This is a genomic window from Micromonospora mangrovicola (assembly GCF_047200535.1).
In the GTDB taxonomy this organism is placed as follows: domain Bacteria; phylum Actinomycetota; class Actinomycetes; order Mycobacteriales; family Micromonosporaceae; genus Micromonospora.
Genome location: NZ_JBJZOG010000003.1, coordinates 1 through 26,416 on the forward strand (window position 1 = coordinate 1; position 26,416 = coordinate 26,416).

Consider the following 26,416-nt stretch of genomic DNA (forward strand, 5'->3'; position numbering starts at 1 on the left):
GGCCGCCCGGCCACCGCCCGGGCTGCCCGGCCAGCCGCGGAGGCGCCTGCGGGACGCTCAGCAGGCCGCGAAGACCTGCTCGCTGACCAGCCGGGCCGCGCCGACCAGGCCGGCCCGGTCGTCGAGGTCGGACAGGATGATCGGCATGCTCCCGGTGGCCAGTGGCGTCGAGCGCCGGTAGACCACCCCGCGGATCTCCGCGAGCAGGATCGGGCCGAGGCCGGTCGCCGCCCCGCCGATGATCACGAGGGCCGGGTTGACGAAGCTGACCAGGCCGACCAGCACCTGTCCGAGCCGGCGGGCGGCGTCCCGGACCAGCATCTGGGCGGTGGGATCCCCGCCGGTCGCCGCCCGGGCCAGGTCCGCCACCGTCAACGTGCCGGACCCGGCCAGCCGCTCGGCGAGCACCGTCGAGCGTCCGGCCCGCGCGGCGGTCACCGCCTCCCGCACCAGGGCGGCGTCCCCGCAGTACGCCTCGACGCAGCCGGTGTTGCCGCAGCCGCACAGCGGCCCGTCCTCGCTGAGCTGGAGATGGCCGACGTCGCCGGCGCCGCTGGTCGCGCCCCGGTACAGCGTGCCGCCGAGCACCAGCCCGCAGCCGACGGCGTTGCCCAGCTTCACGTAGAGGAAGTCGTCGAACGGGCGGCCGGTGCCGGCGTGCCGCTCGCCGAGGGCCATCACGTTGGCGTCGTTGTCGACCTGTACCGGGCAGCCCAGCTCGGCGGCGATGGTGTCGCGTACCGGGAACTGGTGCCAGCCGGGCAGGGCGGGCGGGGCGACCGGCGCGCCGTCGCGGACCGCGACCGGCGCGGGCAGCGCCACGCCGACCCCGGTCAGCCGGGCCAGCCCCGCCTCGGCCCGCAGTTTGCCGAGAAGTTCGACCGCGCGGCCCACCACCGCCTCCGGCCCGAGCCGCACGTCCACCGGCTCGGTACGCCGGGCGAGCACCGTCAGCTCGCCGTCGGTGAGCGCGACGTCGAGCCGCCCGTCGCCGAGCACGACCGCGCCGAAGCGGACCTGCCCGCCGAGCCGGAGCAGGGACGACCGGCGGCCGCCCCGGGAGGCGGCCGGACCGCCGCTCTCCACCAGGCCCTGCGCGGTCAGCCGCTCCACCTCGGCGGCGAACCGGGCCCGGGGCAGACCCAGCGCATCGGTGAGTTCCACCCGCGAGCGCGGGCCGTCGTCGCGCAGCAGGCACAGCAGCCGCGCCTGGTCCGCGTTCTCCGGTCCGACCATGCTCATCGCGATCACCTCCCCCGGAAATGTGCCACACGCCCGTCACGCCCCTGTGACGCGGAGGGGCCGCCCCCGGTTTCCCGGAGGCGGCCCCTGTGGTTCCGGCCGGGTCGGTCAGCCCCGCAGACCCGACATGTGCTGGTAGCTGATCTCCGCGTAGCGCAGCGACCGGCCCGGGTCGGCGCTGCCGCCGGGCGCGTTGTCCTGCTCCCACATCGGGTTGTGGTAGCCCTTGGCGCCCATGTTGGCGAAGAAGGTGCCGTAGTCGATGTCGCCCTGGCCGAGCGGCACCATGTCGTAGCCGGCGGAGTTCGCCGGGTTGTACGCGCCGTCCTTCGCGTGGAACAGCGGGAACCGGATGGGCTGGGCGGCGACCACGGCCAGCGGGTCGAAGACGCTGGTCTGGGCCACCCCGTCCGGGTCGGTGTAGCTGCGGTAACGGTACTGCGCCACGTGCGCCCAGTAGATGTCCATCTCGAACCAGACCCACTCCGGGTTGGTCCGGGCGATGAAGTACTCCAGCTTCCGGACGCCGGAGGACCGGGTCGGCCGGCCCAGCGCGTCCAGCGGCCCGCTGTCCAACAGGAAGTTGTACGCCGCGTCGTGGTTGTGCGTGTAGAGCTTCAGCCCACGCGCGGCGGCCATCTCGCCGAAGGTGTTCCACCGGTCGACGGCGGCGTCCCAGTCGGCCTGGTAGTTGCTGCCGGTCGGGTCGCTGCCGGTGCCGATGTGCGTCATGCCGAGGATCTCGGCGGTGTCCAGCGTCTGCTCGAACTGGGCGACCGTGGTCGGGTTGACCGTGCTCGGGACCGAGGCGTGCGAGCCGTTGGCGCGCAGCCCGTTGTCGTCGAGGATCTTGCGGATCTCCGCCGGGGTGATCTGCCGGCCGAGGATCGAGGTGTGCTGGTTGTACCCGGCGAACTCGACCTCGTGGTAGCCGATCTCGGCGAGCCGGGCGAGCACCCGCTCGAACCCGTACGGCACTCCGCTGCCGTCGTCGGCGGCGCCGATCCGGTCGCGGACGCTGTAGAGGATGATGCCCCGCTTGCCGGTCGGGACGAGCAGTCCGTTGCCGGCGAAGGCGGCCGACGGGGCGAAGCCGGCGGCGCCGACGGCGACGGCGCCCGCCGCCCCGGCGATGGTGCCGAGCATCCGGCGGCGGCTCATCCCGTGCGATGTGTCGTTCATGTCCTACTGCCTCTCTCGCAATGCTGGGTGGTGTGCGGAGGTGGAGGGGTGGGGCCGCGGGACGGTGGCCCCACCCCGGGCGTCACGGCGTGACGCCGATGCCCTGGCCGGAGAACTCGACCCAGTTGAGGTTGCCGAAGCCGCCGGCCGGACCGCCGGGGACGGTGCTGAAGACCAGGTAGAGGCGGTGCGTCCCGCCCGGGTCGGTGATCGGCACGGTGGTGCTGGTGAAGGCGCTGTTGCCGCTGGTCGCGTTGACCGTGGCGGTGGTCAGCAGCGGGCCGGTGGGGGAGTCCAGCCGGAACTGGACGCCGAAGCGGGGCTGCCCGGCGGTGGCGGCGCTGCCCCCGGAGGTGCGCAGCGTCACCGACTGCATGTTCGTCAGGTTCACGGCGTTGTTGATCGCGATCCAGTCGCCGGGGTCGAGGCTGCCGCGCTGCTGCCCGCCGCCGGTGTCGGCGGTGGTGCCGACCGTGGTGCCGGACTCGTCGGTGGCGAACTCGACCTCCTGGCGCTTGGCCTGGATGACCTGCTGGTCCACCGTGGTCAGCGCCGGCTGCCCGTTGGCCCCCCGGTCGGTGTACGACGCGCTGACCACGCCGTAGATGTAGCCGCCGTGGGACGCGTCGTCGGCGTCCGTGGGCAGCACCCCGGAGCAGCCGAACTGGTTCGTCTCACCGTGACCGTGCTGGTCGTGGCCGAGGACGAAGGTGACCTCGACCCTGCCGCAGTCGATCGGGCCGTCCTCCGGGTCGGTGACGGTCACCGACCAGGGGATGTCGTCGCCCCAGCTGAAGAAGGCGCCCTCGAGCGGGGTGACGACGGTGACCGTCGGCGCGGTGTTGCCGACGGTGATGGTGGTGTTCGCCGACGCCGTCTTGCCGCTGGAGTCGGTCACCGTCAGCCGGGCCGTGTAGACGCCGTTGGCGGTGTAGGTGAACGTCGGGTCCGGGTCGATCGAGTCGGTGGTGCCGTTGCCGTCGAAGTCCCAGGCGAACGAGATCGAGTCGGCCGGGTCCGGGTCCTTCGAGCCCTCGCTGGAGAAGGCGACGGTCAGCGGCGCCGTCCCGTTGGTCGGGGTCGCGTTCAGCACGGCGGTGGGTGCCCGCAGGCCCTTGACGTAGCTGAACTTCAGCATCGCCGCGTCCGGGTTGACGTTGAAGAACCCGTCGCCGTACGTCAGGAGGTAGAAGTTGCCGTCGGCGCCCCAGCGCATGTCCATCGGGTTGTCGCAGAGGAACGGCTTGGCCGGGGTGGTGGGTGCCTGCCCGCAGTTCAACACATTGTTGATCTTCAAGACGCCGCCCTGGTCGTCCAGCCGGATCTCCTTGAGCGTGTCCCGGGTGAACTCGCCGAAGAAGATGGCGCCGTCGTAGTACTCGGGGAACTTCGTCTCCGACCTCAGCTCCGGGTCGTAGTCGTACTTCGCCGCGCCGTGCGGACCCACGCCGCCGGTCCCCAGTTCGGGGAAGAGCACCGGGCAGGTCTGGGTGGGCGTCGACAGGTAGGACTCCGGGCACGGCGTCGGCGCCTGGAACGAGTACCACAGCTCGGACCTCTCCACGGCCGGCAGGTCGGTCAGGCCGGTGTTGTGCCGCGAGGTGTTCCTCGGCGCCGCGCAGTCGAACGGCGCGACCGGAGAGATCGGGTTCGTGGTCCAGTTCATCTCGATGTAGGGCAGGTTCGGCTGCACACACATCGGCCAGCCGTAGTTCGCCGGCCTGTCGACCACCATCATCCGGCCGGTGCCGGCCGGTCCCCGCCCGACCTGCGCCACCGAGGAGTCGGGGGAGTAGTCGGTGACGTACGCGACGTCGTTCTTGTCGAGGGTGATCCGGAACGGGTTCCGGAAGCCCATCGCGTAGATCTCCGGCCGGGTCTTCGCGGTGCCGGGCGGGTAGAGGTTGCCCGCCGGGACGGTGTACGACCCGTCCGCGCCGACGGTGATCCGCAGGATCTTGCCGCGCAGGTCGTTGGTGTTGGCCGCGCTGCGCCGGGCGTCGACGAACGGGGCCTGGTAGACGCCGGTGGCACTGATCGAGTCGTTGTGCGGCGAGAAGCCGCCGGAGCCCCCGCCGCCGGCCGGGGTGTCGTCCCCGGTGACCAGCCAGAGGTTGTTCTCGGAGTCGAACGCGATGTCGCCGGCGACGTGGCAGCAGGCGCCCCGGTCGACCGGCACCTGGAGGATCTTCTGCTCGGTGCTCAGGTCCAGCGACGGGGTCTCCCCGTCCACGAACTTGAACCGGGAGAGCTGGAAGTAGCCCTTCCACACGTCCCAGGCGTCCGGGTCGGTGCTGGTGGTCGGCGCGCCGCCGGCGGGCGTGTCCAGCGGGGGCGCGTAGTACAGGTAGACCCACCTGTTGGTGGCGAAGTCGTTGTCGATCGCCGGGCCGTACATCCCGTCCTCGCTGTGGGTGTAGACCGGGATCTGGGCCAGCACGGTGGTCTCGTTGGTCTTCGTGTCGTGCAGGCGTACGCCGCCGCGCCGGTCGGTCTGGATCACCCGACCGTCGGGTAGCACGTCGAAGCCGATCGGCTCGTTGACGTTGGGCTGTGCCCCGACGACGGTCATCTGGTAGTTGGCCAGCACGGTCGCGCCGCAGTCGCCGTCGGTCACCCCGGCCGCCCACTGGATCGCGCCGCCCAGGTGGGCCCGCAGATCCGCGCTGTCGTAGCTCTGCGGGGTCGCGCCCAGTCCGGTGTAGAACGACCGGCCGCCCTGGTAGTCCTTGCACCAGGTGACCGGGTGGTCGAAGTTCATGGTGCCGCCGGTGTACGTCTTCTCGTCCACGGTGGCCAGGACGTGCGAGACGCCCCGCACGTTGGCCGCGAAGTTGTACCACCGGTCGGTGGTGCTCCACCGCTGCGGCAGCGTCTCGGAGGCCGGGTGGACCCGGTCGGCGACGGTGACGGTGGCCCGGCTGGCCGCCGACGGCGCGCCGGTGGCCCGGGTGCCCAGCACCTGGGTGAGGAAGGACCAGTCCGGTTCGGCCTCGATGGCGGAGTGGACGCCGACGAAGCCGCCGCCGTCGCGGTAGTACCGCTCGAAGGCCGCCTGCTGGGCGTCGTCGAGCACGTCGCCCGCGGTGTTGAGGAACACCACGGCACGGAACTGCTTCAGGTGCGACTCGTCGAACTTGCGGGCGTCGTTGGTGACCTCGACGGTGAAGCGCCGCTCGCGCCCGAGCTGCTGGATGGCCTGCACGCCGGCCGCGGTGGCGGCGTTGCTGCCGCTGGCCGAACGGGTGAAGACGAGGACCTTGTACTGGATGCCGTTGCTGGCGGGTGCCGGGGCGGTGAGCACCGGCGCTGCCTGCGCCGGGGCCGGTGCCTGCTGGGCCGTCGCGACGAGCGTCGCGCCGACGAGCGTGAGCAGGCTGAGGTGGGTGGCGGCCCTGCGGCCGAACGGTCTGCGCATCGAACCTCGCTCTGGTCGGGCGGGTCCGCCTCAGCGCCGGGACGAGGCTGAGGAGGTCGCTGGGGAGGTGACGAGAGCCTGGCCAGGTTCCTACGCGAGACGATATTTGCGCAGGGGACCAAAGAGAAGAGGCTGATGGCAAAAGTTTCGGACGAATCACTCCCACTTTTGTTCAGCATGAGCAAAAGGTGGGTGAGCTGGGTGCTGTTCGGACAGGCGGAAGCGGGCCGGTCGCCTGATGGCGACCGGCCCGCTGTCCAGATGGGTCAGAGGGTGCTGGCGTTGGTGCTCGTGCCGGACGATTTGGTGCTCGTGCTGGTGGTCGTCGAGCCGGTCGCGCTGGTCGAGCCCGTGCCGGTCGACTTGGCGCCGGCGGTCGCCGGCGCGCCGGCGAACGGCTTGTCGGCCGCGGTCAGCCCCTGCTTGCTGCCGTTGCCGCTGCTCAGCTTCTCGCCGAGCCTGGTCTGCCCCAGCTTGTCCCTGCCCTCGGCGTAGAGCCGGGTCGCCTGGGCCTGCGCGACACCCGCCGCCTCCTGGACGGTCGGGTGGTCGAGCACCTTGCGGCCCTGGATCATCAGCTCCTCGTACTTCTCCCGGCCGGCACGGGCGCCCAGGACGAATCCCGCAGCCAGCCCGCCAAGGAACATGATCTTTCCGCGCATGGCGGCTCCTTTCGTACCTGACGCGCCGCCGCTCCCGCCGGGCTCCCGGTGGGAACGACCATCTCGCGCCTGAGTCCTCTGTCGGCGGCTAACTACCCATCATGCTCTCCGCTCATACCTCCTTGTGCCGAGACGGCGATTTGTCCGCATTTTTTGAAGGCGACCGACCCTCGAGCGCCGCCCCGGTCGTGGGGTAACCCCCTGGCGCACCACCCCCGGATGTCCTGTACTCTTGTCTCCGTCGCACGGCGCGGAGAGATCCGGCAGCCAGGCGGTGCACGGTCCCCTGTAGCTCAATTGGCAGAGCAGCCGGCTGTTAACCGGCAGGTTATTGGTTCGAGTCCAATCGGGGGAGCTTCGCTCCACACGACGCCCGTCGGCCCAGGCCGGCGGGCGTTTCTCGTGGCCCCGCCAATCCCGGTCCAGGACCTGCGCTTCGACTCGGCCGGGTGGTTTCCGCCCCCGGGCGCGCTTTCGCCCGGCAGGATGGTCGCTGTCGACTTAGACTCCCGCTGCGTCGATTGGTGCGTCGATTCCGAGGTTGGGTGGAGATGGCCGGAGGACGGAGCCGCTGGACGGCCACGCTGATCGCGCTGGCGGTCGTGCTGGGCTGGCTGGTCGTCGGCGGGATCGCCGGGCCGTACTCCGGGAAGCTCGGCGAGGTCGCCACCAACGACAACGCCTCCTTCCTGCCGGCCAACGCCGAGGCGACCCGGGCCCAGCACCTCGCCGCCGGCTTCGTCGAGAAGGAGACCACCCCCGCCCTCGTCGTCTACGAGCGCAGCTCCGGCATCACCCCCACCGACCAGCAGCGCGTCCAGACCGACGCGGCCCGGTTCGCCCGGATCCCGGGGGTGGTCGGCCCGCTGCCGCCGCCGATCGTCAGCCAGGACCGCCAGGCCGTGCAGGTGATCGTCCCCATTGACAGCTCCGAGGGCGAGCAGATCCGCGCGGTCGTCGACCAGCTGCGGGAGATCGCCGGCGCCGACCGGGACGGGCTCACCGTGGACGTGGCCGGACCGGCCGGACTGCTCGCCGACCTGATCCAGGTCTTCACCGCCATCGACGGGCCGCTGCTGCTGGTCACCCTGGTCGTGGTGCTGATCATCCTGCTGATCGTCTACCGCAGCCCGGTGCTCTGGATCTTCCCGCTGCTCGCCGCCGGCATGTCGTACGGGCTGGCCTCGGTCTTCGTCTACCACCTCGCCAAGAACGACGTCATCAAGCTCAACGGGCAGGCGCAGGGCATCCTCACCGTGCTGGTGTTCGGCGCCGGCACCGACTACGCGCTACTGCTCATCGCCCGCTACCGCGAGGAACTGCACCGGCACGAACGGCCCTGGGACGCGATGCGGACCGCCTGGAAGGGGGCCGCCCCGGCCATCTTCGCGTCCGGCGCCACGGTCATCGTCAGCCTGCTCTGCCTGCTGCTGTCCAGCCTCAACTCCAACCGGGCGCTCGGCCCGGTCGCCGCCGTCGGCATCGCCGCCACCCTGCTGGTGATGCTCACCTTCCTGCCCGCCCTGCTGCTGCTCGGCGGGCGCTGGGCGTTCTGGCCGCGCCGGCCCCGCTTCGACCACGTCGACCCGCAGGCCGAGCACGGTATCTGGGGGCGGGTCGCCGGCTTCGTGGCCCGGCGGTCCCGGACCGTCTGGCTGGTCACCGCGGTCGCCCTGGCCGCGCTCGCGGTCGGGGTGACGCAGCTCGGCGCCACCACCCTCGGCCAGTCCGACCTGTTCACCAACCGCACCGACTCGGTGGCCGGCCAGGAGGTGATCGCCCGGCACTACCCGGCGGGCACCGGCAGCCCCGCCACCGTTTTCACCAACCAGGCCACCGCCCAGCAGGTCGCCCGGGTGGCGCAGGGCGTACCCGAGGTGTCCTCGGTCCGCCCGCTCACCCGGCAGGGACAGGCCGGGCCGCCCGACCCGAACGCGCAGCCCCTGGTGGTCGATGGGCGGGTGCAGCTGCTGGCCACCCTGGCCGACCCGCCGGACAGCAACGGCGCCGAGCGGACCATCCGCGACCTGCGCGAGGCGGTGCACAAGGTGCCCGGCTCCGACAGCGTCGTCGGCGGCTTCACCGCCATCAACGTGGACACCGCCGCCGCCTCCACCCGTGACCGCAACGTCATCATCCCGGTGGTGCTGGTGGTCATCGCGGTCATCCTGGCCCTGCTGCTGCGCGCCCTGGTCGCCCCGATCCTGCTGATTGCCACCGTGGTGCTGTCGTTCCTGGCGACGCTCGGCCTCTGCGCGCTGATCTTCAGGTACGTTCTCGGCTACCCCGGGGTCGACCAGTCGTTCCCGCTCTTTGCATTCGTCTTCCTGGTCGCCCTCGGCATCGACTACAACATCTTCCTGACGAGCCGGGTCCGCGAGGAGTCGGTCCGGCGCGGCACCCGGGCCGGCGTGCTCGCCGGGCTCGCCGTCACCGGCGGGGTGATCACCTCTGCCGGCATCGTGCTCGCCGCGACGTTCTCCGCGCTCGCCGTGCTGCCGCTGGTGGTGCTCGTCGAGCTGGGTGTGGCGGTCGCCGTCGGGGTGCTGCTCGACACCATCGTCGTCCGGTCGCTGCTGGTGCCCGCGCTCGCGTACGACATCGGGCCGAAGATCTGGTGGCCCGGCCGGCTGTCCCGGTCCCAGCGGGACGGCGACCGCAGCGGCGCGGAGGTCGCCCGTGCCCGGTGAGACCGACGTCGTCATCGTCGGCGGTGGCCTGGCCGGCCTGGCCGCCGCCCGCCGGCTGCACCGCGCCGGCGTGCCGTGGCGGCTGCTGGAGGCCGCCGACCGGCTCGGCGGCCGGGTCGCCACCGACCGGGTCGACGGCTACCTGCTGGACCGGGGATTCCAGGTGCTCAACACCGCGTACCCGCGGCTCGGCGGCCTGCTCGACCTGGGGAGGCTCGACCTCGGCTGGTTCACCTCCGGCGTGCTGGTCCGCCGGGGCGAACGGCTCGACCGGCTGGTCAACCCGCTGCGCGAGCCGGCCGGCGTCGCCGGCGCCGTCACCGCCGGGATCGGCTCGGTCCTCGACCGGCTGCGCTTCGCCGCGCTGGCCGCCGGCTGCGCCACCCTGCCCGTGGGCCGGCTGCTCACCGCGCCGGAGACCACCAGCGAGGCGGCGCTGCGCCGGGCCGGGCTCTCCGACGCCATCATCGAGGAGCTGCTCCGGCCGTTCCTCTCCGGCGTGCTCATCGACCGGGAGCTGGCGACCTCCAGCCACGTGCTCGCGGTGCTCCTGCGCGCCTTCGCGCGCGGCCGGATCGGCCTGCCCGCCCGGGGAATGGCCGCGCTGCCGCACGCCATCGCCGACCCGCTGCCCGCCGAACTGATCGAACTGGACACCCCGGTCGCCGCGGTCGCGCCGGGCCGGGTCCGCACCGGCGACGGCGACCTCACCTGCCGCGCCGTCGTGGTCGCCGTGGGCCCGCCGGCCGCGACCACGCTGCTGCCCCGGCTGACCCGGGTACGCATGCACAGCTACACGACCTACTACCACAGCACCGACACCCCACCGCTGGCCGAGCCGATCCTGCTGCTCGACGGGGAACGCCGGGAACTGGTGGCCAACACGGTGGTGCTGAGCAACGCGGCACCGTCGTACGCGCCGGCCGGGAAGCACCTGGTGGCCACCTCGGTGGTCGGCCCGCAGGCCCCGCCCGAGCCGGTGATCCGCCGCGAACTGGACCGGCTCTACGGGCGCTCCACCGCCGACTGGACCCACCTCACCACCGTCGCGGTCCCGGACGCGCTGCCCGCCGCACCGCCCCCGCAGGGCCTGCTGCGCAAACCGGTCGCGCTCGGCGACGGGCTCTTCGTCGCCGGGGACCACCGGGACACCCCGTCGATCCAGGGCGCGCTCGCCAGCGGCTGGCGCACGGCCGGCGCGGTTCTCGCGGAGCTGCGCGCCGAGGGCTGACCGGGGCAGCCCGGCCGGGGATGATCATCTATGATCCCGCCGTGCCTCCCACCCCACCCGCCCAGCTGGACGCCGAAGCCGCGTACCCCGAGGTCGCGGCGCTGCGGACGGCGCTGCGCGACCACGACTGGCCGGCGCTGGCGGCGGTCTTCGCGGACGCGGACCCCGCAACCGCCACCCACCTGGTCGACGTCGCCGCCGAGTGGGTCGGCGTGGAGAGCTTGCTGCAGGTGCGGTTGCAGCGGAAGCCGGAGGACCACCTCGCCCGGACCCTGCTCGGGGCGACCCTCGTGCACACCGGCTGGCGGATCCGCACACGGGCCACAGCGGACCGGGTCAGCGCCGACCGGTTCGCCCGCTTCCACGACCACCTGCGCCGCGCCGAGCGGATCCTCATCGACGTGACCGCTCAACGGCCCGACGACGCCGCGGCCTGGACGCAGCGGATCACCCTGGCCCGAGGTCTCGGCCTGGGGCAGGCCGAAACCCGACGACGGTACGACCGGCTCGCCCGGCACGTACCGCACCACCTCCGCGCGCAGGGCTCACTGCTGCAGCAACTCTGCCCGAAGTGGGGCGGCGACTGGGCGGCCGTCGACGCGTTCGCGCAGGACTGTGTCGAGGCGGCCCCGGCCGGCGCGCCGCAGGGGGTCCTGGTGGCGGAGGCACACTACGAGCGAATCATGGAGATCGGCGACCTGCGCGGCCTCGGCGAGTACCTGCGCACGCCCGAGGTGGCCGAGCAGATCCGCGCCGCCGCCGACCGGTCCGTGCGGCACCCCGAACACCGGCACACCATCGGCTGGGTGTTCGTGCGCAGCATGTTCGCGCTGGTCTTCCACCTGATGGGAGAGCACGCCGCCGCCCGGGAGCAGTTCGATGCGCTCGGCGAACACGGCAGTCCCGCCGTCTTCGGCACCGCCGCGCAACTCGCGCAGCTACGCGACGAGGCGTACGCGAAGGGCGGCGGCCGATGATCCGGCGGCTCGACGTCGACGGGGTGCCGACCCTGCTGGCCCCCGCCCCCGGCCCGGTCCGCGCGGGGCTGGTGTTCCGGGTCGGCGTCGCCGACGAGACCCTGCCCCGGCGCGGTATCACCCACCTGCTGGAGCACCTGGCGCTAGCCCCGTTCGGCCCGCTGGACCACAACGCCAACGGCATGACCGACGCACTGTTCACCACCTTCGTGGTGCGCGGCGGCCCGGACGAGATCACCACCTTCCTGGCGACCGTCTGCCGTCACCTGCACGAACCGCCCGCCGGTCGGCTCGCCGTGGAACGGGAGATCCTGCACGTCGAGGAGAGCGGCCGGGGCGGCGGTGGACCGGATCAGCTGCCCCTCTGGCGGCACGGCGCCCGCGACCACGGGCTGGTCAGCTATCCGGAGTACGGCCTGGCCGGGCTGACCGAGGACGACCTGCGCGACTGGGCCGCACGCTGGTTCACCAGGCAGAACGCCGTCCTCTTCCTCACCGCGGACGAGGTGCCGACCGGACTGCGACTGGACCTGCCCGACGGCGTCCGGCAACCGGTGCCCACCCCGTCGTCGGCGCTGCCGCACACGCCGGCGTACTTCCCGGCCGGCGCGGGACTGGTCGCCCTCGACGCGGTGGTCCGGCGGCGGGCGGCCGGCGTGGTCTACGCCGGCGTGCTGGAGCGGGAGCTGTTCCGGTCGCTGCGCCACGAGGACGGGCTCTCCTACCGCGTCGCCGCCGGCTACCAGCCCCGCTACGACGGCACCGCCCGGGTGATCGCGATCGCCGACGCGCTGCCCGACAAGCAGGACGCGGCGCTCGGCGGGGTCATCGACGTCCTGGCCACCCTCCGCGTCGGCCGGATCGACCCCGCCGACCGGGACGTGGTGGTGACCCGGCACCGTGACGAGCTGTCCGCCCCGGACGCCGCCGCGACGCGCCTGTCCGGCTGCGCCCGGGACCTGCTCACCGGGCAGCCCTGTCCCGATCTCGACGAGCTGCGCGCGGAGTTCGACGCGGTCACCCTCGACGACCTCCGCGACGTGGCCCGTGAGGTGGCCGCATCCGCGCTGATCATGGTGCCGCAGGGGCTGACCGCCGACTGGGCCGGATTCAGCGAGGCACCGACGACCTCGGAGGAGGTGGTCGAGGGGACCGTCCACCTGGCCGTGGACGGTGAGGCCGAGCTGACCGTCGGCGCCGACGGGGTCACCGCCACCTACGGGGAGGCCGTCTCCACCGTCCGGTACGCCGACTGCGCCGCCCTGCTCGCCTGGCCAGACGGTGCCCGCCGGCTGATCGGCGGCGACGGCATCACCGTGCACGTCGAGCCGAACCTGTTCGTGCCGACGCCGGACCTCACCGTCGTCGACGACACCGTGCCCCGGGAACGTCACGTGGCCATGCCGGCTCGGCACGCCGAGTCGATCCCACCCCCGCCAGCCACGCCGGGTCGCCTCACCCGGATGGCCCGTTCCGTCCGGGGGGCCACCAACACGGCCGGCGCCTGGCTGTCCGCCGTGCTGTGGGATCCCGGGCGCTGACGCTCCGGCCCGGCCACCGCAGGTCATCCGACTGCACGCTGTTATCCTCGCGTTGCCCATCGTGCCCGTCGGATCTTGACGCTGGCCCGTCGGGTGATGGCCGGTGATCCGTTGGGCGGGTTACGATCCGGCGCGGTAGCGGGGCGGTAGCTCAGCGGGTTAGAGCAGGGGACTCATAATCCCTCGGTCACGGGTTCGAGTCCCGTCCGCCCCACCACGCAAAGTCCCTGCTCAGGCGGGGTGCTGGCGAGCCGGGCGGACCGCGCCAAGATCCGGACCGACGCCATCGGTCCGCACTGAGTCCGCAGCGGCACGAGCCGCCGCCCGGTCCAGGCGGTCCGCGACCTGGTCCAGGTCGTCCTCGAACAGGTCCGCGTAGACGTCCAGCGTCATGGCCGCCGAGGCGTGCCCGAGCATCCGCTGCACCGCCTTCACGTTGGCACCTTCGGCCACCGCGAGACTGGCGGCGGTGTGCCGCAGCTCGTGCGGAGTCAGACCGGCGAGACCGACCGACATCGCCGCACGGTCGAAGACCCGGCGGCGGAAGTTGTTGTTGCGCAGGACTCCGCCCCCGGGGGAGGTGGCCGGAAGGCATTTCCGGGTCTGCTGACGTTCTCGTGGGTCGAGTTTCATGATCGTCCGGGTAGTGGTGTGTGCGACGGCCGAAGTCACGCACGCTGCTAGCCTGACGCGTCTCGCGCGAGAAGGTGGAGTCTGCCCGGTGCTCAGGATGGTGCTGCGTAGGTTGGTCGCGCTGGTAGCCGTCTGCACGGTGACGGGGTGCGGTTCGTCAACGCCTCGTGCAGCTGATCGATCTGCGGGCGGAACGGTTCCTGCCACGGCGCCGGCAAGCTCGGCCACAACCACGACGCCGCCTTCCCCGGCAGTTCCGGCGACCGGCGGATCCGGCTACTCCCCGACGCTGTCCGCGCGCCTGGTGACCACGGACTCACTGCCGTCCGGATTCACTGTGGAGATCGCGACAGTCATGCCGTCGGGCGCTGGAGATGTGCGCCCAGCCGTCCGCGCATCCTGTTCGACCAGCCTGATCCCGCTGCTGTCGGCCACGCGGCTGACCGGGACTCCGTCAGCGATGGCCGCAGCCACTCTCGGCTATGACGGCCCCGATGGCCTCTGGGTGGGGAACGAAGTCCTCAGGACATACGCCGATGACGGTGCGCGACGAGCAATGAGCGACCTGCGAACCTTCATCGGCCGTTGCCCCACCGTCACGTCGCCGGGCCAGGGCGTTGGTGGCAGCCATCCGTACGATGTTCACGAACCAGGCGCCCGTAGATCCTTCCGGTACTGCTCCGGCAGGGCGGAGATCCACTCAACTGGAAAGGTCTCCACCGGCGCCGGCGGCGTTCAGTCCCCTCGAAAGTGACGGTTGATGTCGGCATGACAGGTGAAGCTACATGAGTGACGGTCGATCCACGACCGGGCCGTCGACGGCCGCGCCGACGGGCCGATCCTGCGCGACACCCTCGGTGCGCGCATGGACCGCCACGCCGCCACCCGCCGGCTCAAGCACCTGGCCGCCACCGCCGGGGTCCGCATGCCGAGGATGCACCGTCACATGTTGCGCCACACGTTCGTGACCACCATGCTCGACGCTGGCGTCAGCCTGCGCGACGTGCGGATCGCCGCCCGCCATGCCGACCCACGAACGACGATGCGCTACGACCGGGCCCGGAAGAACCTCGACCGCCACCCGAACTACCTCCTGGCGGCGTACATGGCTTCCGGAACGTAGCTGACTCACGACTTTGGCTCCCCTCTATGTCAAGAGCGGGCGCCGGCGCGTGTCCTACGCTGTCGATGCTCGCTCATGCCGCGATCCGGTGCGACCGCGCTACGCGGCGTCACGAAGTGCTGACTCGGGCGGCATGCGCAGATGCCGATGGGATGTCGTGGCGGCGCGCCGGTCTCCCGGCGATGCTTGCGGCACTGTGACCCGGCTTGGAGGTCGGCCGTCGGTGGCGTGTTCGGCATGAGCGGAGCGAGGCTAGGGCCGCAGGCCGCGCATGAGGTTGGTGACGAGCCCGGTCACGAACTCGTCGGTGATTGGTTCGTCGGGAATCAGCAGCCGGTGATAGCAGGCGCCCCAGAGTTGGTCGACCAGGATGCGGGGGTCCACGTCGGCGCGTAGCTGCCCGCGCCGCTGGGCCCGCTGCATGACCTCGACGGCCAGCCGGCGGCGGGGTGCCGAGTAGTGCTCGCGGTAGGCGGCGGCTAGGTCGGGGTCGGTTTGCGACTGGCCGATCAGTTCGGCGATGACCCGCCCGGCTCGGCTGTCGACGATGAGGTGAACGAAGGCGCGCAACGATCACTCGCGCCCGCGACGGACGGCACGTGCTGTACCGGCGCAGCCCTCTTGGCGATCAGGTGGTCGGCCAGTCGGCGGAGCAGTGATCCCAGTGGACCAAGGCGCTGCCCTTCGGTGATCATGTCCACGAGTCACGTCACACCACTCGCCTACGCACACGGAAACCGCTACAACAGGCCCCTGAGCTGCGGGAACCCGGTTCGGGTTCTGCCACGTTGAGTCCACTTCATGGTCGAGACCGTGGAGAGCCGTGCCCTCGGTGAGGGCAACGGCGACGACGGGTGGGTCCACGAATCGTCGGAACGAGGCTGCTCTGCCGGGGCCATCGGGTCGCTGGCGACGCTAGCCGGTCCGGATCAGCAGCAGAGCCACGGTGGCCAGGTAGATGACCGGGATGGCGACCCCCTCGAAGCCGACTCCCCGACGTTCCCGGATGATCAGCCCGGCCGCCAGCGTGGCGGTCATCAGGGTCGTCATACCGGTGAACAGCAGTCCCGACAGGTTCGCCTCGGAATAGATCGATCCGGACCGGTAGGTGCCGTCGGCCAACAGGATCATCAAAGAGTCGAAGGCGTTGCCGCCGAGGATGTTGCCGATACCGAGGGTCAGCGCCCCGATGCGAACCGCCGCGATGAGGGTGATCAGTTCCGGTAGCGAAGTGATCGCCGTGGTGATCGTGAAGCCCACGAAGCCGCTGGGCAGGCCCGAGGCGGCCACCACGCCGAGCCCGCCCTGACCGATCAGGTAGCCGGTGGCGGCCACCACGGCAGCCAGCGCGGCCAGTCGGAACCACAACCGGTGGGTACTCACGCCGGACGTCGCGGCGGCCGGTACGTCCTGACGGGTGTCGATGGTTCGGCGGGCGAACCACATCGGTTTCCGGCGGAGCCGGCGGAGCAGCACCAGACCGTACAGATAGATGACGGGGATCAACAGGCTCGCCGGGTGCACCCAGAAGACGGTGAGTTCAGGCGTCGCGTACGCCACCACGGGCAGGCAGAGCAACGCCACCAGGACGAGCGACTGCAGGACGTTCTCCAGTGACGCGGCCGCGTGTTCGATGTTGGACCGGCGGTAGAGCAGATCGGCGATGGCCAGCCACACCGTCTGCACCGCGATGCCACCGATCGGGTTGGCGAGGGCGAACTCGGCGTCCTGCCGAACCGAACCGATGATCGTGGTGGCGATGCCGGGCAGTGAGGTCACCGCGCCGAGCAGCAGGCCACCGGCCACCGCCTCGCCCATGCCGGTCCGGTCCGCCAGCTCGTCCGCCGTCCGGGCCAGCGCCCCGCCGGCGAACAGAATCGCCACCAGCGCGGCGAGCAGCGCGATCACGCTGGGCACGAGGGGCCAGGTGCCGGCCGTCACGAGGGTGCCGCCTGCGGGTAGTCCGTTCGCAAAGAACATGGCTCCACCCGTACCCGACTGAGGGGTCTTCAGCACGGCGATCCGGTGACGGGCAGAGTCCGAATCCCCGAGCGCTACACCGACCGGAGCTTCCGTTCGCTGTTGCCCAACGCCAAGCGCTGTCCTGGCCAGCGGAAGCACCGGAGTCACCCGAGGCGTCAGCGCGAGACTTGCAGTCCGCGGGCTGTCCAGAGACCGAGGATCCCGGGGCGTCAGAGGTGTGCCTGCTCCCGTTCGGCCCGAAGGGCGGCGAACGGACCGGCGTTCGGGTCAAAAGCTGAAACGGCACCTCGTTCAGCTGGGACGAACTGGTCTGGAAGGCCTCGGTCATCCAGGCACCGCTTATCCGCGCTGGCGTGTTCGTCCAGGGCATCGGCATCTACCGGTCCGGCTTGAACCGAGCCGTCCCTGCCTAGCTCTGCCAGCCAATCGCGTCGAGGAACTCTTCCACGGCGACCACGACTCGGCTGAGCACCGCGATCGACTCCGTTAGCGGGCCGGGTACGTACATACCATGATCCGCGCCTGCCACCTCCAGCACATGAGGTGACAGCCGGCGGGCCATGTCACCGTCCCAAAGTTCGTCGGCAGTGCCACCCACGAGCAGGAACGGCGCGGTCGCACGACCCAACGCATCAGCCACCCACGGCAGGGTGAGCAAGGGCGTGAGCCACACCGCCGGCAGAGATCTTTCGGCGGCAATCGCTGCCGCATTCGTGCCGAGCGACTTGCCGATCAGCAGTGGGCGACCGCCAACAGTGTCGATCAACGGAGCGACCTCGCCGCTCACCCAGCCCTCGATCTCTGGCTCATCAGGCTTCGGCAACTCCTGGGACCACGAGTATCGGTGCACCGTTGCGCCGCGCCGCTCCGCCACATCGCCGGCATACATGAGCAGGGGTGCGCCCGGCCCGAACCAAATGCCGGGGATCACGACAGCGTCAGCCATGCGGACGACCTTACCTAGACCGGTTTCGTTGTCTCGTGCAACTGGTTCCCGACCCTCCGGGCGTTATCGGTCAGAGCCCCGAGCACCACAGGTGCCCCCGGATGGCAGGCACAACATACTGATCCCGTCGAGTGCGAGCATCCGACAAGGAGGGCGCGGTGATGGTCCCAGAGCCACTGTAGGTACTGCCGCACTTCCTCCGGCCTGGCGACCCATCCGTTGCTCATGTAGGTGAGGATCCGTTTGACCTCCCCGGGTACGAGATCGTAGGCGGTCGCTCCGGTCTCTGGCACTGCTGCGTGAGGGGGAACGGCCACGGGGAGCGGGATCATGGGGAGGCGAGTTCCACTCCTGGTGAAAGCTTTGAGCACCGTGAGGTAGACGCGGGCGAGGTGATACGGGGAGACGGTGAGCGCGAGGCTGGTTATGCCGTGCGCCTGAACCTGGTCAACGATCCATTCTGCCTGCAGTCCGGTGTTGGGGGCCGGCTCGGCTTGGAGGTGAACCCCGCTGATGCGACGAAGGCCGAGGCGGCGCAGGTAGTCGAGCGTGATCTCGACGTAGGTGTCTTCAGCCGGGTTTCCGTTCGCTACCAAGAGACAGCGGAGCGCTGGGTTCGCCTCCCAGGTGCGGATCGCATGAGTGAGACGCCATTCTTCGCCCTGACCGGTGGCTACGACGAGTGCGTCGACGTGATTGGCGGCTGACTGGGGCAGCGTCAGGATCACCGTGAGGGCCTTCATCACCTCCAGGAACTGGCCGGCGGTGAAGGCGGCGAGGTCCTCTTCCGCCAAGATCCGAGGAGTGGCTCTGTTGGGATTCAATGAACCGTCCGGGTCGCGTGTGTGGGGAGCCGATGGCGAGGTTCATCACGGGTCGATCAGGGCACGAGCGGGCCGCGTAGCACCTCGCGGGCACCGTCATCATCGCCGATTACCTGCTTCGGGGCATGGGAAGCCGACCCCAGAGCGCCGACGGGGGTACCGCTCAGTGAGGTCGGGTCGCTCCCGCGCCTGGCGGTCCCGGACGCCGGCCTGGAGTTCGCCGGCATTCGTCAGCGACTCAGGCCGCCGCCACCCGGTCGGCGTCAGCGCGTCGTCCAGGGACGGAGCTTCTCCGGGTTGCGTACGGACCAGATGTGCCTGATCCGGTCGCCTGCGACGTCGAACGCCATCACCGTCACGGTGACGCCGTCCTGCTGGGCCACCAGACCGGGAGTGCCGTTGACCGTACGCTCCAGGATCGTCAGGTTGGGCGCCCGGCCGGCGACGTCGACGAGGACGCGTGCGATCTGCTCGCCGCCTTCGATCGGGCGGGGCTCGGCGCTGACGGGGCCGCCGCCGTCGCCGATCGCGATGGCGTCGGGGTCGAGGAGGCCGATGAGGGCACCGATGTCCTTGGCTTCCCAGGCCCGCTTGAAGTCCCTGACGATGTCAGCGCGCTTGGCTGCCGGGGTCTCGGGAGCTTGTGACGCGCGGATGCGGCGACGCGCTGAGGAGGCGAGTTGGCGGCATGCCGCCGGGGTGCGGCCCACGACCTCGGCCACTTCCGCGAAGGAGTAGCGGAAGACGTCGTGCAGGATGAACGCGACACGCTCGGCCGGGGTCATCGATTCGAGCACGACGAGGAAGGCCATGTTGATCGACTCGTCGAGGGTGACCCGGTCGGCCGGGTCGACGGCGGTGCCGCCCGGCCGCCCGTTGAGCCATTCCGTACGGTCGGGCAGCGGCTCCGGGATCCATTCGCCCACGTAGGTCTCCCGCCTGGCCCGTGCCGAGCGCAGCACGTCGAGGCAGATGCGGCTGGCGACCTTGGTCAGCCAGGCGCCGGGAGACTCGATGGCCTCCTGCTGCGGTCGAGACATGGCGTACCAGCGGGCGTACGTCTCCTGCACCGCATCCTCCGCCTCGGCCAGCGAGCCGAGGAGCCGGTACGCGAGATTGATCAGCTGTCGCCGCTCGCTCATGATCGCGTCCAGGCTCGGGTCGAGCCGGTCGTCGCCCGGCTCGGATCGGGTGCTCATGGTGTCGCCCACTTCCTTGGTCGCGGCTGCCCTCACCGGTCCGACGAGACATCGCACCGAACTGTGAGGCCGGCGCTCGCCTCACATTCGGAAGATCTGCGTCGTCGGACTGGTCGGCGCTGACCATCCTGCTGGCACCGGCGCGCAGGCGGCGCACCGCTCTGCCGTGGCCCGGCGCCGAGCGATGGAACCTCGCATGGAAGGAAACGATCATGGAAGCCGTGAAGGTCGCAATCATCTACTACAGCTCCACCGGCACCGTGCACGCCCTGGCGCGAGCGGCGGCCGAGGGCGCGGAGAAGGCCGGCGCAGACGTGCGACTGCGCAAGGTCGCCGAACTGGCCGCACCGGAGGTGATCAACAGCAGGCCGGAGTGGGCCCAGCACATCCGGGACACCGCCGACGTCGCCGAGGCGAGCCTCGACGACCTGGCCTGGGCCGACGCGGTGCTGTTCGGCACCCCGACCCGCTTCGGCAACCCGTCCAGCCAGCTCAGGTCGTTCATCGACACCACCGGCGCCCTGTGGTTCCAGGGCAAGCTCGCCGACAAGGTGTACTCGGCCTTCACCGCCTCCAACACCGCCCACGGTGGACAGGAGTCCACCATTCTGGCGTTGGGGAACACCTTCTACCACTGGGGCGGCATCATCGTGCCTCCCGGCTACACCGACCCCGTCCAGTTCAAGTCGGGTAATCCCTACGGCACGTCCCACGTCGCCGGTGACGGCCCGCCGAACGACGTGGCCCTGGAGGCGGCCCGCTACCAGGCCCGGCGGGTCGTCGACACCGCGGCGGCACTCAAGGCCGGCCGCACCGACGGGGGCGGTGCTGGCCCGGTTCCCGCAGTGCCGACAGCAGCAGATCCGCGATCGTCGCGGGCTGCGTGACCATCGCCAGATGATCGGCGTCCCGGCGCCGGACCCGGTACCCGCACTCTTCCGCCTGCTCTGCCGTGGACTGGTACGCGGCGCTCAGCTGGAGGTAGACGCGGCGGGCGGAGTCCCACGCGTCACCCGGGGTGGGCAGCACCTCGGAGACGACCTTCCACGGCAGCTCGGGCAAGCCGTGCAGCACCTGTCGCCGCTGGCCGGGGTCGGGCAGGAGATCGTCGAGGGAACCGGCGGGAAACCAGGCGTCCCACGTCGGCAGCCGGCCCGACACCGCCATCTCCCGCAGCCACGTGGCCCGCTCCGGCGGCAGCGACCCCACCCAGCTGGTGCCCGGGTGCGGCAGGCGGGCGTCCAGGAAGACGACGTCGAGCCGGTCGCCGCCGACCGCGTCGGCGATGCCGGGCAGGTAGGCGCCGGCGCGGCTGTGGCCGACGACGACGGCGGGCGCTCCGGGGGCGACGCTGGCAGCCGCCGCCGCGCAGACCGCCGCGTGAAAGGACGGTGCCTCCACCAGAGGGCGCAGGTCCGGCACCGCCACGCGCCACCCCGCCGCTTCGAGGTGCGGCCGCAGGGCGTGCCACGTCGCCGAGGTGAGGAGGGGACTGTGGACGAGGAGCATCGTGGGTTCGGCGGGCACCGCCCCATCCTGGTGCATCCACCGGACGCCCAGGTGCGCTGGCAGGTCCTGGCGCGGGCGGGTACCTGGGCACGAAGGCTCATCCCGGCGACCGTCGGAAGCGGAAGGATCAGGAGCATGACGAGGCTTGCGCGCACCCTGCTCGGCGGCCTGATCCTGGCGGCGGCGACGGTCGGCACCTGGTTCGCCTGGCTGAGCTGGGACACCGGCTACACGGTCGACCCGCAGACCGGCGCGACCGGTGGCCCGTACGCGGTCTGGCAGGTGGCGGGCTGTGTGCTCACGCTCGGCGTGGTCGCCACCGCCGGTGGCTGGTGGCTCGGCCCGCGGCTGGTGACGCCGGTGATGGCGGTCGCCTTCACGGCCGCCTGGACGGTGCACGCCGCGTCGATCGACGACAGCGGGCTGTGGGCGGTGGGGGCTGGACTCGTGCTGATCGGGACGGCGGCTGGCAGCGGCGTGGTCAGCCTCGCCGCCCACCGGCTCCGTCGGCGCCCGAGCGGCTCGTGACCCCCGTCCGGGTCGGCGCGGATGCCGTTGGCCCGGTTGTCGCAGACCCCACCGGCCGATCATCTCGACTGACCGGGAAACGACGAGGGCCCCGCCGAACCGGCGGGGCCCTCGGGCTCAGCGGGCGCTCAGGAGAGCGTCTTCAGGTAGTCGGGGTTGGCCTTCAGCCACTCCTCGACGGCCTTCTTCTCATCGCCCTTGTGGGTGTTGAACATCAGGTCCTCCAGGGACCCGAGCTGCTGACCGTCCATCTTGAACTTCTGCAGCATCGAGGCGAGCTCGGGGAAGTCCTTGCCGAAGCCCTTCCGGGCCAGGGTGTTGACCTGCTCGGCCTGGCCGAGGGTGCCCTTCGGGTCGGCGAGGTCCTTCAGCTCGTACTTGGCGTAGGCCCAGTGCGGGTGCCAGAGGGTGACGACGATCGGCTTCTTGTCCGCGATCGCGCCGTCGAGCGCGGCGAGCATGGCCGGGGTGGAGGAGGTCTTCAGCTTCAGCTTGCCGTCCATGCCGTAGCTGGGGATGACCTTCTCCTGGGTGGCCTTGGTGAGGCCGGCGCCCGGCTCGATGCCGATGATCTGCCCGTCGAACTTGCCGGCGTTGGCGGCCAGGTCCTCCAGCGAGTCGACGCCGTCGACGTACTTGGGCACGGCGATGCTCAGGCTGGCGTCGTCGTACCAGACACCGAGCTTCTCCAGCTTGTCGCCGTACTTCTCCATGTACGAGGCGTGCGTCTGGGGCAGCCAGCTGTCCAGGAACAGGTCGATGTCGCCGTTGGCGAGACCGCCGTAGACGAGCCCGGCCTCCAGGTTCTTCAGCTGGACCTGGTAGCCCTTCTCCTCCAGGATGTGCTGCCACAGGTGGGAGGCGGCGATCGCCTCGTCCCAGGCCATGTAGCCAATGGTGATCTTCTTGCCCTTGTCGGATGCACCGTCCGACTTGTCGCCGCAGGCGGCAGCGCCGCCCAGGGCCAGGGTCGCGGTCACCGCGAGGGCGAGTACGCGCTTCATTGTCGTGAACACAGGGTTGTCCTTCCTGTATCGGGGCGGCCGGCGGACCCGCCTACGCGGGAACAGGGGTGCCGGCCTTGGGCGACGGTCAGGCGGCCTGCTGTGCCAGCCGCTGTGCCCGTGCGGACGGGAACCGGTCGCCCACGGAATCGGTAAGTCGGTCGAGCACCACGGCCAGGACGACGACGGCGATGCCGCCTTCGAAGCCGCTCCCGACCTCGACCTGGGAGAGCGCGAACATGATCACGTCTCCGAGGCCGCCGGCGCCGACCATGCCGGCGATGACCACCATGGACAGCGCCAGCATGATCACCTGGTTGACGCCGGTCATGATGGTGGGCAGGGCCAGCGGCAGCTTCGTCCGGAGCAGCACCATCCACGGCGGCGCGCCGAACGACTCCGCGGCCTGGACGATCTCCTTGTCGACCTGCCGCAGGCCCAGCTCGGTCAGGCGGACGCCCGGCGGCATGCTGAACACCAGGGTGGCCAGCACGCCCGGCACGGTGCCGATGCCGAAGAAGAAGATCGCCGGGATGAGGTAGACGAACGCCGGCATGGTCTGCATCAAATCCAGCACCGGCCGGGCCAGCGTGGCGGCCCGCCTGTTCTCGGCGATGAAGACGCCCAGCGGGATCGCCAGCACCAGGGCGAGCACGCTGGCCACGAGCACCTGGGCGAGCGTGCTCATGGTCTCCTCCCAGTAGGGCATCCCGGCCACCAGGCCGAGACCGACGGCGGCTCCGACGCCGAACTTCCAGCCGCGCAGCCACCAGCCGAGCCCGGCGAGGACCAGCACGACCACCACCGCCGGCACGCCGGTGAGCAGGTCGTTGAGCGGACGGACGAGCGCGTCGACCACGGTGGCGACCGCGTCGAAGAACGGGCCGAGGGTGCCGGTGGCCCAGTCGACGGCGGATTCGGTCCACTCGCCCAGTGGCACCCGGGGCAGCCAGCTGTCGAGCGGCGACTGCGTGAGGCTCATGCCGACTCTCCCTTCGTACCGACCAGTTCGACGTTGTCCGACACCGGCTCGTCCGCCGCCGGCACCTCATCCGGAGCGCTCACGGCCAGTGCGCTGAGCAGGGTGATCCGGGGGATCACCCCGGTCAGCCGGCCCCGCTCGTCCAGCACCGCCACCGGGTGCTGGCTCTCCGCGCAGTCGGCGAAGAGATCGGCCACGGCGGTGTCCTCGGCGACCGTGCGGACCCGCTCGGTCGAGACGTACCCGTCGAGGTTCGGCCGGCCCTCGCGCAGCGCGCGCAGCACCTCGTCCTCGGTGACCGTGCCGAGGAACTGCTTCATCGGCCCGGTCACGTAGACCACCGAGGTCTGGCTCTCCCGCAGCGCCTTGGCGGCCACCCGGGGACCGGCGTTGACGTCGAGGACGTGCTGCGGCTTCTCCATCACCGACGCGGCGGTGAGGATCCGCGTCCGGTCCACGTCGGCGACGAACTGCGCCACGTAGCCGTTGGCCGGGTCGGTGAGGATCTCCTCGGCGGTGCCGATCTGGACGATCCGGCCGTCCCGCATCACCGCGATCCGGTCGCCGAGGCGCATGGCCTCGTTGAGGTCGTGGGTGATGAAGACGATCGTCTTGCCCAGCTCGGCCTGGAGCTCCAGGAGCTGGTCCTGGACCTCCCGGCGGATGAGCGGGTCCAGTGCGGAGAACGCCTCGTCCATGAGCAGGATGTCGGTGCCGGCCGCGAGCGCGCGGGCCAGCCCGACCCGCTGCCGCATACCACCGGAGAGGCTGTGGGGGAGCTTGTCCGCCCACTCGTCCAGGCCCACCATCCGCAGTGCGTCCATGGCCCGCTCGCGCCGTTCGGCCTTGGGCAGCCCGGCGACCTCCAGCGCGTACCCGGCGTTCTCCAGCACCGTCCGGTGTGGCATGAGCGCGAAGTGCTGGAAGACCATGCTGATCTTCTCCCGGCGCAGCTTGCGCAGCGCCGCGGGCTTCAGCTTGGTCAGTTCGACCCCGTCGACCTGCACGCTGCCACTGGTGGGTGGCAGCAGGCCGTTGAGCATCCGGATGAGGGTCGACTTGCCGGAGCCGGACAGGCCCATCACGACGAAGATCTCGCCGGGTCGTACCTCGAAGTTCGCGTCGATCACGGCGGCCGTGGCCGGCAGGCCGGCCAGGGCCTCGGTGCGCGGCGCGCCGTTCGCCAGACGCCTCACCGCTTCGTCAGCTCGACTGCCGAAGATCTTGTATAGCGACTTCACTGCGAGCGCGGACATGGTCCCCTCTCCGACGGAAACCGCTGGCGGATCGCGCCATCGATGACCATCTTCGCGTCTCGTCGGTCGATATCAACATCGGTCACATTCTGCGGGCCGTAAGGGGCCGGCCGAGAAACCTACCTACGTCATCGCCGTAAATCCAGCGGCTACTGCGGGGAATGTGTATCTGCACACAGAAATTCGCGGGCGGCGGTTGTCGAATCCGGTCATCCGGGCGCGCCTCGACGTGCTGTCCGCGCCGTCCTGACCAGGAGGTTCAGCGTTTTCCGCGCCGATCGTCCCGACCGCCACAGGGCCTTGACGGGGTGGGGCCAGCTGTCACCGATCCTCCCGGAGTATGACGACGGTGATAGAGAATCGTCATGTGTTCTTCATATTCCATTGCGCGGTCGGCGCGCCATCGGGACGGCCCCGACTCGCGGCTGCCGCTTTCGGGTCCGGGGGCTGAGAATCGCCGACGGTGTATTTCGGCGAGCGGCCGGGCCGGCGGCCACGACAGTCGCGACGGTGGCGGCACGGGCGACCCGGGCCGGGGGCCCGTGGTGATCCGGTGACCGGTGTGCCGACCGGGCCCCGGCGGCGGGAAATCCGGTTACGGTGGCCGATCCCACCGCGCGGTGGGAGCGCCCTTGCGGCAGCCGCGACACGCCCGACGACGGCCCACGGGCGGCTTGCGACGATGTGCAAGGCTGGCCGACGGAGCGATCCGGAGGGTGCCGCGGTGGATGGGTCGACGGTGACAGCAGAGCGGGTGCGGTCCGTTGAGGACGATCTGGCGGCCCGGGCGTGGGCGGTGCAGGCAGCGGCGATGGCCCGGATCACCGCCGCGGCCCCGGGCTCGACCGGCGGGCCGGTACGGCTCTTCGCCGAGGGGCTGCCGGCGATCCTCGAACGACTCAAGGTGCTGGAGCGCGCCACCTCGTCGGTGGTCTACAACCTCAACCCCAGGTCGGTGTTCGATCCGCAGCGGCGGGAGCGGGAGCCCAACCAGCGCACCCGCACGCGCGGCATCGGCGGCCACATGATCACGGCTCCGCTCCAGCACCTGTCGCTGGTGGCGGCCGCCCACCCGGACACCTGGGTGGCCCCGGTGGTGCAGATCGCCGGCATAGTCGTCGACGAACGCCTCGGGCTGTTCGCCGGTCCGCCCACCCCGGACGGGCGGCCGACCGCCTGGCTCTGCCGGGATCCGGACCTGATCATGGCGTTCTGCGAACTCTGGTGGGTGGCGAAGCAGCACGCCGTGCCGATCCACGAGGCCCCGGGCGTGGTGCCGCTCACCGAGCGCCAGTTGGAGGTCGCCGCCCTGCTCTGCCGGGGCGCCAAGGACGCCGCCATCGCCCGCCGGCTCGGAGTGTCGCCGCGGACCGTCACCAGCGACGTGGGGCGGTTGCTGGACGCCTTCGGGGTCGCGACCCGCTGGGAGGCCGGCATGGTGCTCGGGCGGGCCTGCCCGCCCACCCTCGTCGACTGAGGCCGGGCG

The 26,416-nt window shown here is 71.1% G+C and carries 21 protein-coding genes, 2 tRNA genes and 1 pseudogene; 10 read left to right on the top strand and 14 right to left on the bottom strand.

Annotated features, from left to right (window positions below):
- Window positions 1-57: 57 nt before the first annotated feature.
- From ACL02O_RS01715 to ACL02O_RS01730, 4 genes are all read right to left on the bottom strand, one after another.
- Entirely contained in the window at window positions 58-1,242 is a 1,185-nt protein-coding gene (locus ACL02O_RS01715; protein ID WP_412816127.1) for an ROK family protein, read from the bottom strand.
- A 108-nt stretch (window positions 1,243-1,350) separates the two neighbouring features.
- Window positions 1,351-2,424: a sugar phosphate isomerase/epimerase family protein gene (locus ACL02O_RS01720; protein ID WP_412816128.1), complete on the bottom strand. Its 1,074-nt coding sequence runs from the start codon at window positions 2,422-2,424 to the stop codon at window positions 1,351-1,353.
- 82 nt (window positions 2,425-2,506) lie between these two features.
- A complete protein-coding gene (locus ACL02O_RS01725) occupies window positions 2,507-5,842 on the bottom strand; it encodes a ThuA domain-containing protein (protein WP_412816129.1) in 3,336 nt (1,111 codons plus the stop codon).
- A gap of 266 nt (window positions 5,843-6,108) precedes the next feature.
- Entirely contained in the window at window positions 6,109-6,504 is a 396-nt protein-coding gene (locus ACL02O_RS01730) for a hypothetical protein (RefSeq protein ID WP_412816130.1), read from the bottom strand.
- Between the two features lie 282 nt (window positions 6,505-6,786).
- On the opposite strand from ACL02O_RS01730, the gene ACL02O_RS01735 reads away from it, so the two are divergent.
- From ACL02O_RS01735 to ACL02O_RS01760, 6 genes are all read left to right on the top strand, one after another.
- Window positions 6,787-6,859: transfer RNA gene (locus ACL02O_RS01735), tRNA-Asn, on the top strand.
- A 196-nt stretch (window positions 6,860-7,055) separates the two neighbouring features.
- Window positions 7,056-9,194, top strand: coding sequence for an MMPL family transporter (locus tag ACL02O_RS01740; protein ID WP_412816131.1), 2,139 nt, complete (start codon window positions 7,056-7,058; stop codon window positions 9,192-9,194).
- Entirely contained in the window at window positions 9,184-10,425 is a 1,242-nt protein-coding gene (locus ACL02O_RS01745) for an NAD(P)/FAD-dependent oxidoreductase (protein ID WP_412816132.1), read from the top strand. Before ACL02O_RS01740 ends, ACL02O_RS01745 begins: the two co-directional genes overlap by 11 nt.
- 41 nt (window positions 10,426-10,466) lie before the next feature.
- The gene (locus ACL02O_RS01750) at window positions 10,467-11,402 is read left to right on the top strand and encodes a hypothetical protein (RefSeq protein WP_412816133.1); all 936 of its coding nucleotides are present in this window, start codon (window positions 10,467-10,469) and stop codon (window positions 11,400-11,402) included.
- On the top strand, window positions 11,399-12,943 hold the full coding sequence (locus ACL02O_RS01755) for a M16 family metallopeptidase (protein WP_412816134.1): 1,545 nt from the start codon (window positions 11,399-11,401) through the stop codon (window positions 12,941-12,943). The genes ACL02O_RS01750 and ACL02O_RS01755 overlap by 4 nt, the downstream gene beginning before the upstream one ends.
- Window positions 12,944-13,083: 140 nt before the next feature.
- A tRNA-Ile gene (locus ACL02O_RS01760) sits at window positions 13,084-13,160 on the top strand.
- 14 nt (window positions 13,161-13,174) lie between these two features.
- On the opposite strand, the gene ACL02O_RS01765 is transcribed toward ACL02O_RS01760, so the two are convergent.
- Window positions 13,175-13,576: a tyrosine-type recombinase/integrase gene (locus ACL02O_RS01765; protein ID WP_412816135.1), complete on the bottom strand. Its 402-nt coding sequence runs from the start codon at window positions 13,574-13,576 to the stop codon at window positions 13,175-13,177.
- An 865-nt stretch (window positions 13,577-14,441) separates the two neighbouring features.
- Between ACL02O_RS01765 and ACL02O_RS01770 the strand changes: the two genes are divergently transcribed.
- Window positions 14,442-14,699, top strand: a complete 258-nt coding sequence (locus tag ACL02O_RS01770; protein ID WP_412816136.1) for a tyrosine-type recombinase/integrase — start codon at window positions 14,442-14,444, stop codon at window positions 14,697-14,699.
- Between the two features lie 252 nt (window positions 14,700-14,951).
- On the opposite strand, the gene ACL02O_RS01775 is transcribed toward ACL02O_RS01770, so the two are convergent.
- From ACL02O_RS01775 to sigJ, 5 genes are all read right to left on the bottom strand, one after another.
- Window positions 14,952-15,269: a TetR-like C-terminal domain-containing protein gene (locus ACL02O_RS01775; RefSeq protein ID WP_412816137.1), complete on the bottom strand. Its 318-nt coding sequence runs from the start codon at window positions 15,267-15,269 to the stop codon at window positions 14,952-14,954.
- A 345-nt stretch (window positions 15,270-15,614) separates the two neighbouring features.
- Window positions 15,615-16,679 (bottom strand): sodium:calcium antiporter, encoded by a 1,065-nt coding sequence (locus ACL02O_RS01780; protein ID WP_412816138.1) that lies wholly within the window; start codon window positions 16,677-16,679, stop codon window positions 15,615-15,617.
- A gap of 412 nt (window positions 16,680-17,091) precedes the next feature.
- Entirely contained in the window at window positions 17,092-17,628 is a 537-nt protein-coding gene (locus ACL02O_RS01785; protein ID WP_412816139.1) for an alpha/beta hydrolase, read from the bottom strand.
- Window positions 17,629-17,642: 14 nt separating this feature from the next.
- Window positions 17,643-18,422, bottom strand: coding sequence for a hypothetical protein (locus tag ACL02O_RS01790; RefSeq protein WP_412816140.1), 780 nt, complete (start codon window positions 18,420-18,422; stop codon window positions 17,643-17,645).
- A gap of 293 nt (window positions 18,423-18,715) precedes the next feature.
- Complete coding sequence (gene sigJ, locus ACL02O_RS01795) at window positions 18,716-19,651, bottom strand: RNA polymerase sigma factor SigJ (RefSeq protein WP_412816141.1); 936 nt, start codon at window positions 19,649-19,651, stop codon at window positions 18,716-18,718.
- A gap of 212 nt (window positions 19,652-19,863) precedes the next feature.
- Here sigJ and wrbA point away from each other — a divergent pair, with 212 nt between their 5' ends.
- The gene (gene wrbA, locus ACL02O_RS01800) at window positions 19,864-20,538 is read left to right on the top strand and encodes an NAD(P)H:quinone oxidoreductase (RefSeq protein ID WP_412816142.1); all 675 of its coding nucleotides are present in this window, start codon (window positions 19,864-19,866) and stop codon (window positions 20,536-20,538) included.
- Here the strand turns inward: wrbA and ACL02O_RS01805 are convergent.
- Window positions 20,450-21,178 carry an alpha/beta fold hydrolase gene (locus ACL02O_RS01805; protein WP_412816143.1) on the bottom strand — a complete coding sequence of 243 codons (729 nt, stop codon included), beginning with the start codon at window positions 21,176-21,178 and terminating at the stop codon, window positions 20,450-20,452. The two genes, wrbA and ACL02O_RS01805, sit on opposite strands and share 89 nt — an antisense overlap.
- A 117-nt stretch (window positions 21,179-21,295) precedes the next feature.
- On the opposite strand from ACL02O_RS01805, the gene ACL02O_RS01810 reads away from it, so the two are divergent.
- Window positions 21,296-21,688 carry a hypothetical protein gene (locus ACL02O_RS01810; protein ID WP_412816144.1) on the top strand — a complete coding sequence of 131 codons (393 nt, stop codon included), beginning with the start codon at window positions 21,296-21,298 and terminating at the stop codon, window positions 21,686-21,688.
- Between the two features lie 128 nt (window positions 21,689-21,816).
- Here the strand turns inward: ACL02O_RS01810 and ACL02O_RS01815 are convergent, their stop codons facing one another.
- The 3 genes and pseudogenes from ACL02O_RS01815 to ACL02O_RS01825 form a co-directional block, all read right to left on the bottom strand.
- Entirely contained in the window at window positions 21,817-22,692 is an 876-nt protein-coding gene (locus ACL02O_RS01815; protein WP_412816268.1) for a glycine betaine ABC transporter substrate-binding protein, read from the bottom strand.
- Window positions 22,693-22,780: 88 nt separating this feature from the next.
- Window positions 22,781-23,674, bottom strand: coding sequence for an ABC transporter permease (locus ACL02O_RS01820; RefSeq protein WP_412816145.1), 894 nt, complete (start codon window positions 23,672-23,674; stop codon window positions 22,781-22,783).
- 112 nt (window positions 23,675-23,786) lie between these two features.
- Window positions 23,787-24,930 (bottom strand): annotated as a pseudogene (locus tag ACL02O_RS01825) (quaternary amine ABC transporter ATP-binding protein); the annotation flags it as partial.
- Window positions 24,931-25,684: 754 nt separating this feature from the next.
- Here ACL02O_RS01825 and ACL02O_RS01830 point away from each other — a divergent pair.
- Window positions 25,685-26,407: a helix-turn-helix transcriptional regulator gene (locus ACL02O_RS01830; RefSeq protein ID WP_412816147.1), complete on the top strand. Its 723-nt coding sequence runs from the start codon at window positions 25,685-25,687 to the stop codon at window positions 26,405-26,407.
- Window positions 26,408-26,416 lie beyond the last annotated feature (9 nt).

Excerpts from the sequence above, each read along its gene's own strand:
- ACL02O_RS01715 (WP_412816127.1), bottom strand. The coding sequence starts at position 1,242 with ATGAGCATGGTCGGACCGGAGAACGCGGACCAGGCGCGGCTGCTGTGC.
- ACL02O_RS01720 (WP_412816128.1), bottom strand. The coding sequence starts at position 2,424 with ATGAACGACACATCGCACGGGATGAGCCGCCGCCGGATGCTCGGCACC.
- ACL02O_RS01725 (WP_412816129.1), bottom strand. The coding sequence starts at position 5,842 with ATGCGCAGACCGTTCGGCCGCAGGGCCGCCACCCACCTCAGCCTGCTC.
- ACL02O_RS01730 (WP_412816130.1), bottom strand. The coding sequence starts at position 6,504 with ATGCGCGGAAAGATCATGTTCCTTGGCGGGCTGGCTGCGGGATTCGTC.
- ACL02O_RS01740 (WP_412816131.1), top strand. The coding sequence starts at position 7,056 with ATGGCCGGAGGACGGAGCCGCTGGACGGCCACGCTGATCGCGCTGGCG.
- ACL02O_RS01755 (WP_412816134.1), top strand. The coding sequence starts at position 11,399 with ATGATCCGGCGGCTCGACGTCGACGGGGTGCCGACCCTGCTGGCCCCC.
- ACL02O_RS01765 (WP_412816135.1), bottom strand. The coding sequence starts at position 13,576 with ATGAAACTCGACCCACGAGAACGTCAGCAGACCCGGAAATGCCTTCCG.
- ACL02O_RS01770 (WP_412816136.1), top strand. The coding sequence starts at position 14,442 with ATGGACCGCCACGCCGCCACCCGCCGGCTCAAGCACCTGGCCGCCACC.
- ACL02O_RS01780 (WP_412816138.1), bottom strand. The coding sequence starts at position 16,679 with ATGTTCTTTGCGAACGGACTACCCGCAGGCGGCACCCTCGTGACGGCC.
- ACL02O_RS01785 (WP_412816139.1), bottom strand. The coding sequence starts at position 17,628 with ATGGCTGACGCTGTCGTGATCCCCGGCATTTGGTTCGGGCCGGGCGCA.
- sigJ (WP_412816141.1), bottom strand. The coding sequence starts at position 19,651 with ATGAGCACCCGATCCGAGCCGGGCGACGACCGGCTCGACCCGAGCCTG.
- wrbA (WP_412816142.1), top strand. The coding sequence starts at position 19,864 with ATGGAAGCCGTGAAGGTCGCAATCATCTACTACAGCTCCACCGGCACC.
- ACL02O_RS01810 (WP_412816144.1), top strand. The coding sequence starts at position 21,296 with ATGACGAGGCTTGCGCGCACCCTGCTCGGCGGCCTGATCCTGGCGGCG.
- ACL02O_RS01815 (WP_412816268.1), bottom strand. The coding sequence starts at position 22,692 with ATGAAGCGCGTACTCGCCCTCGCGGTGACCGCGACCCTGGCCCTGGGC.
- ACL02O_RS01820 (WP_412816145.1), bottom strand. The coding sequence starts at position 23,674 with ATGAGCCTCACGCAGTCGCCGCTCGACAGCTGGCTGCCCCGGGTGCCA.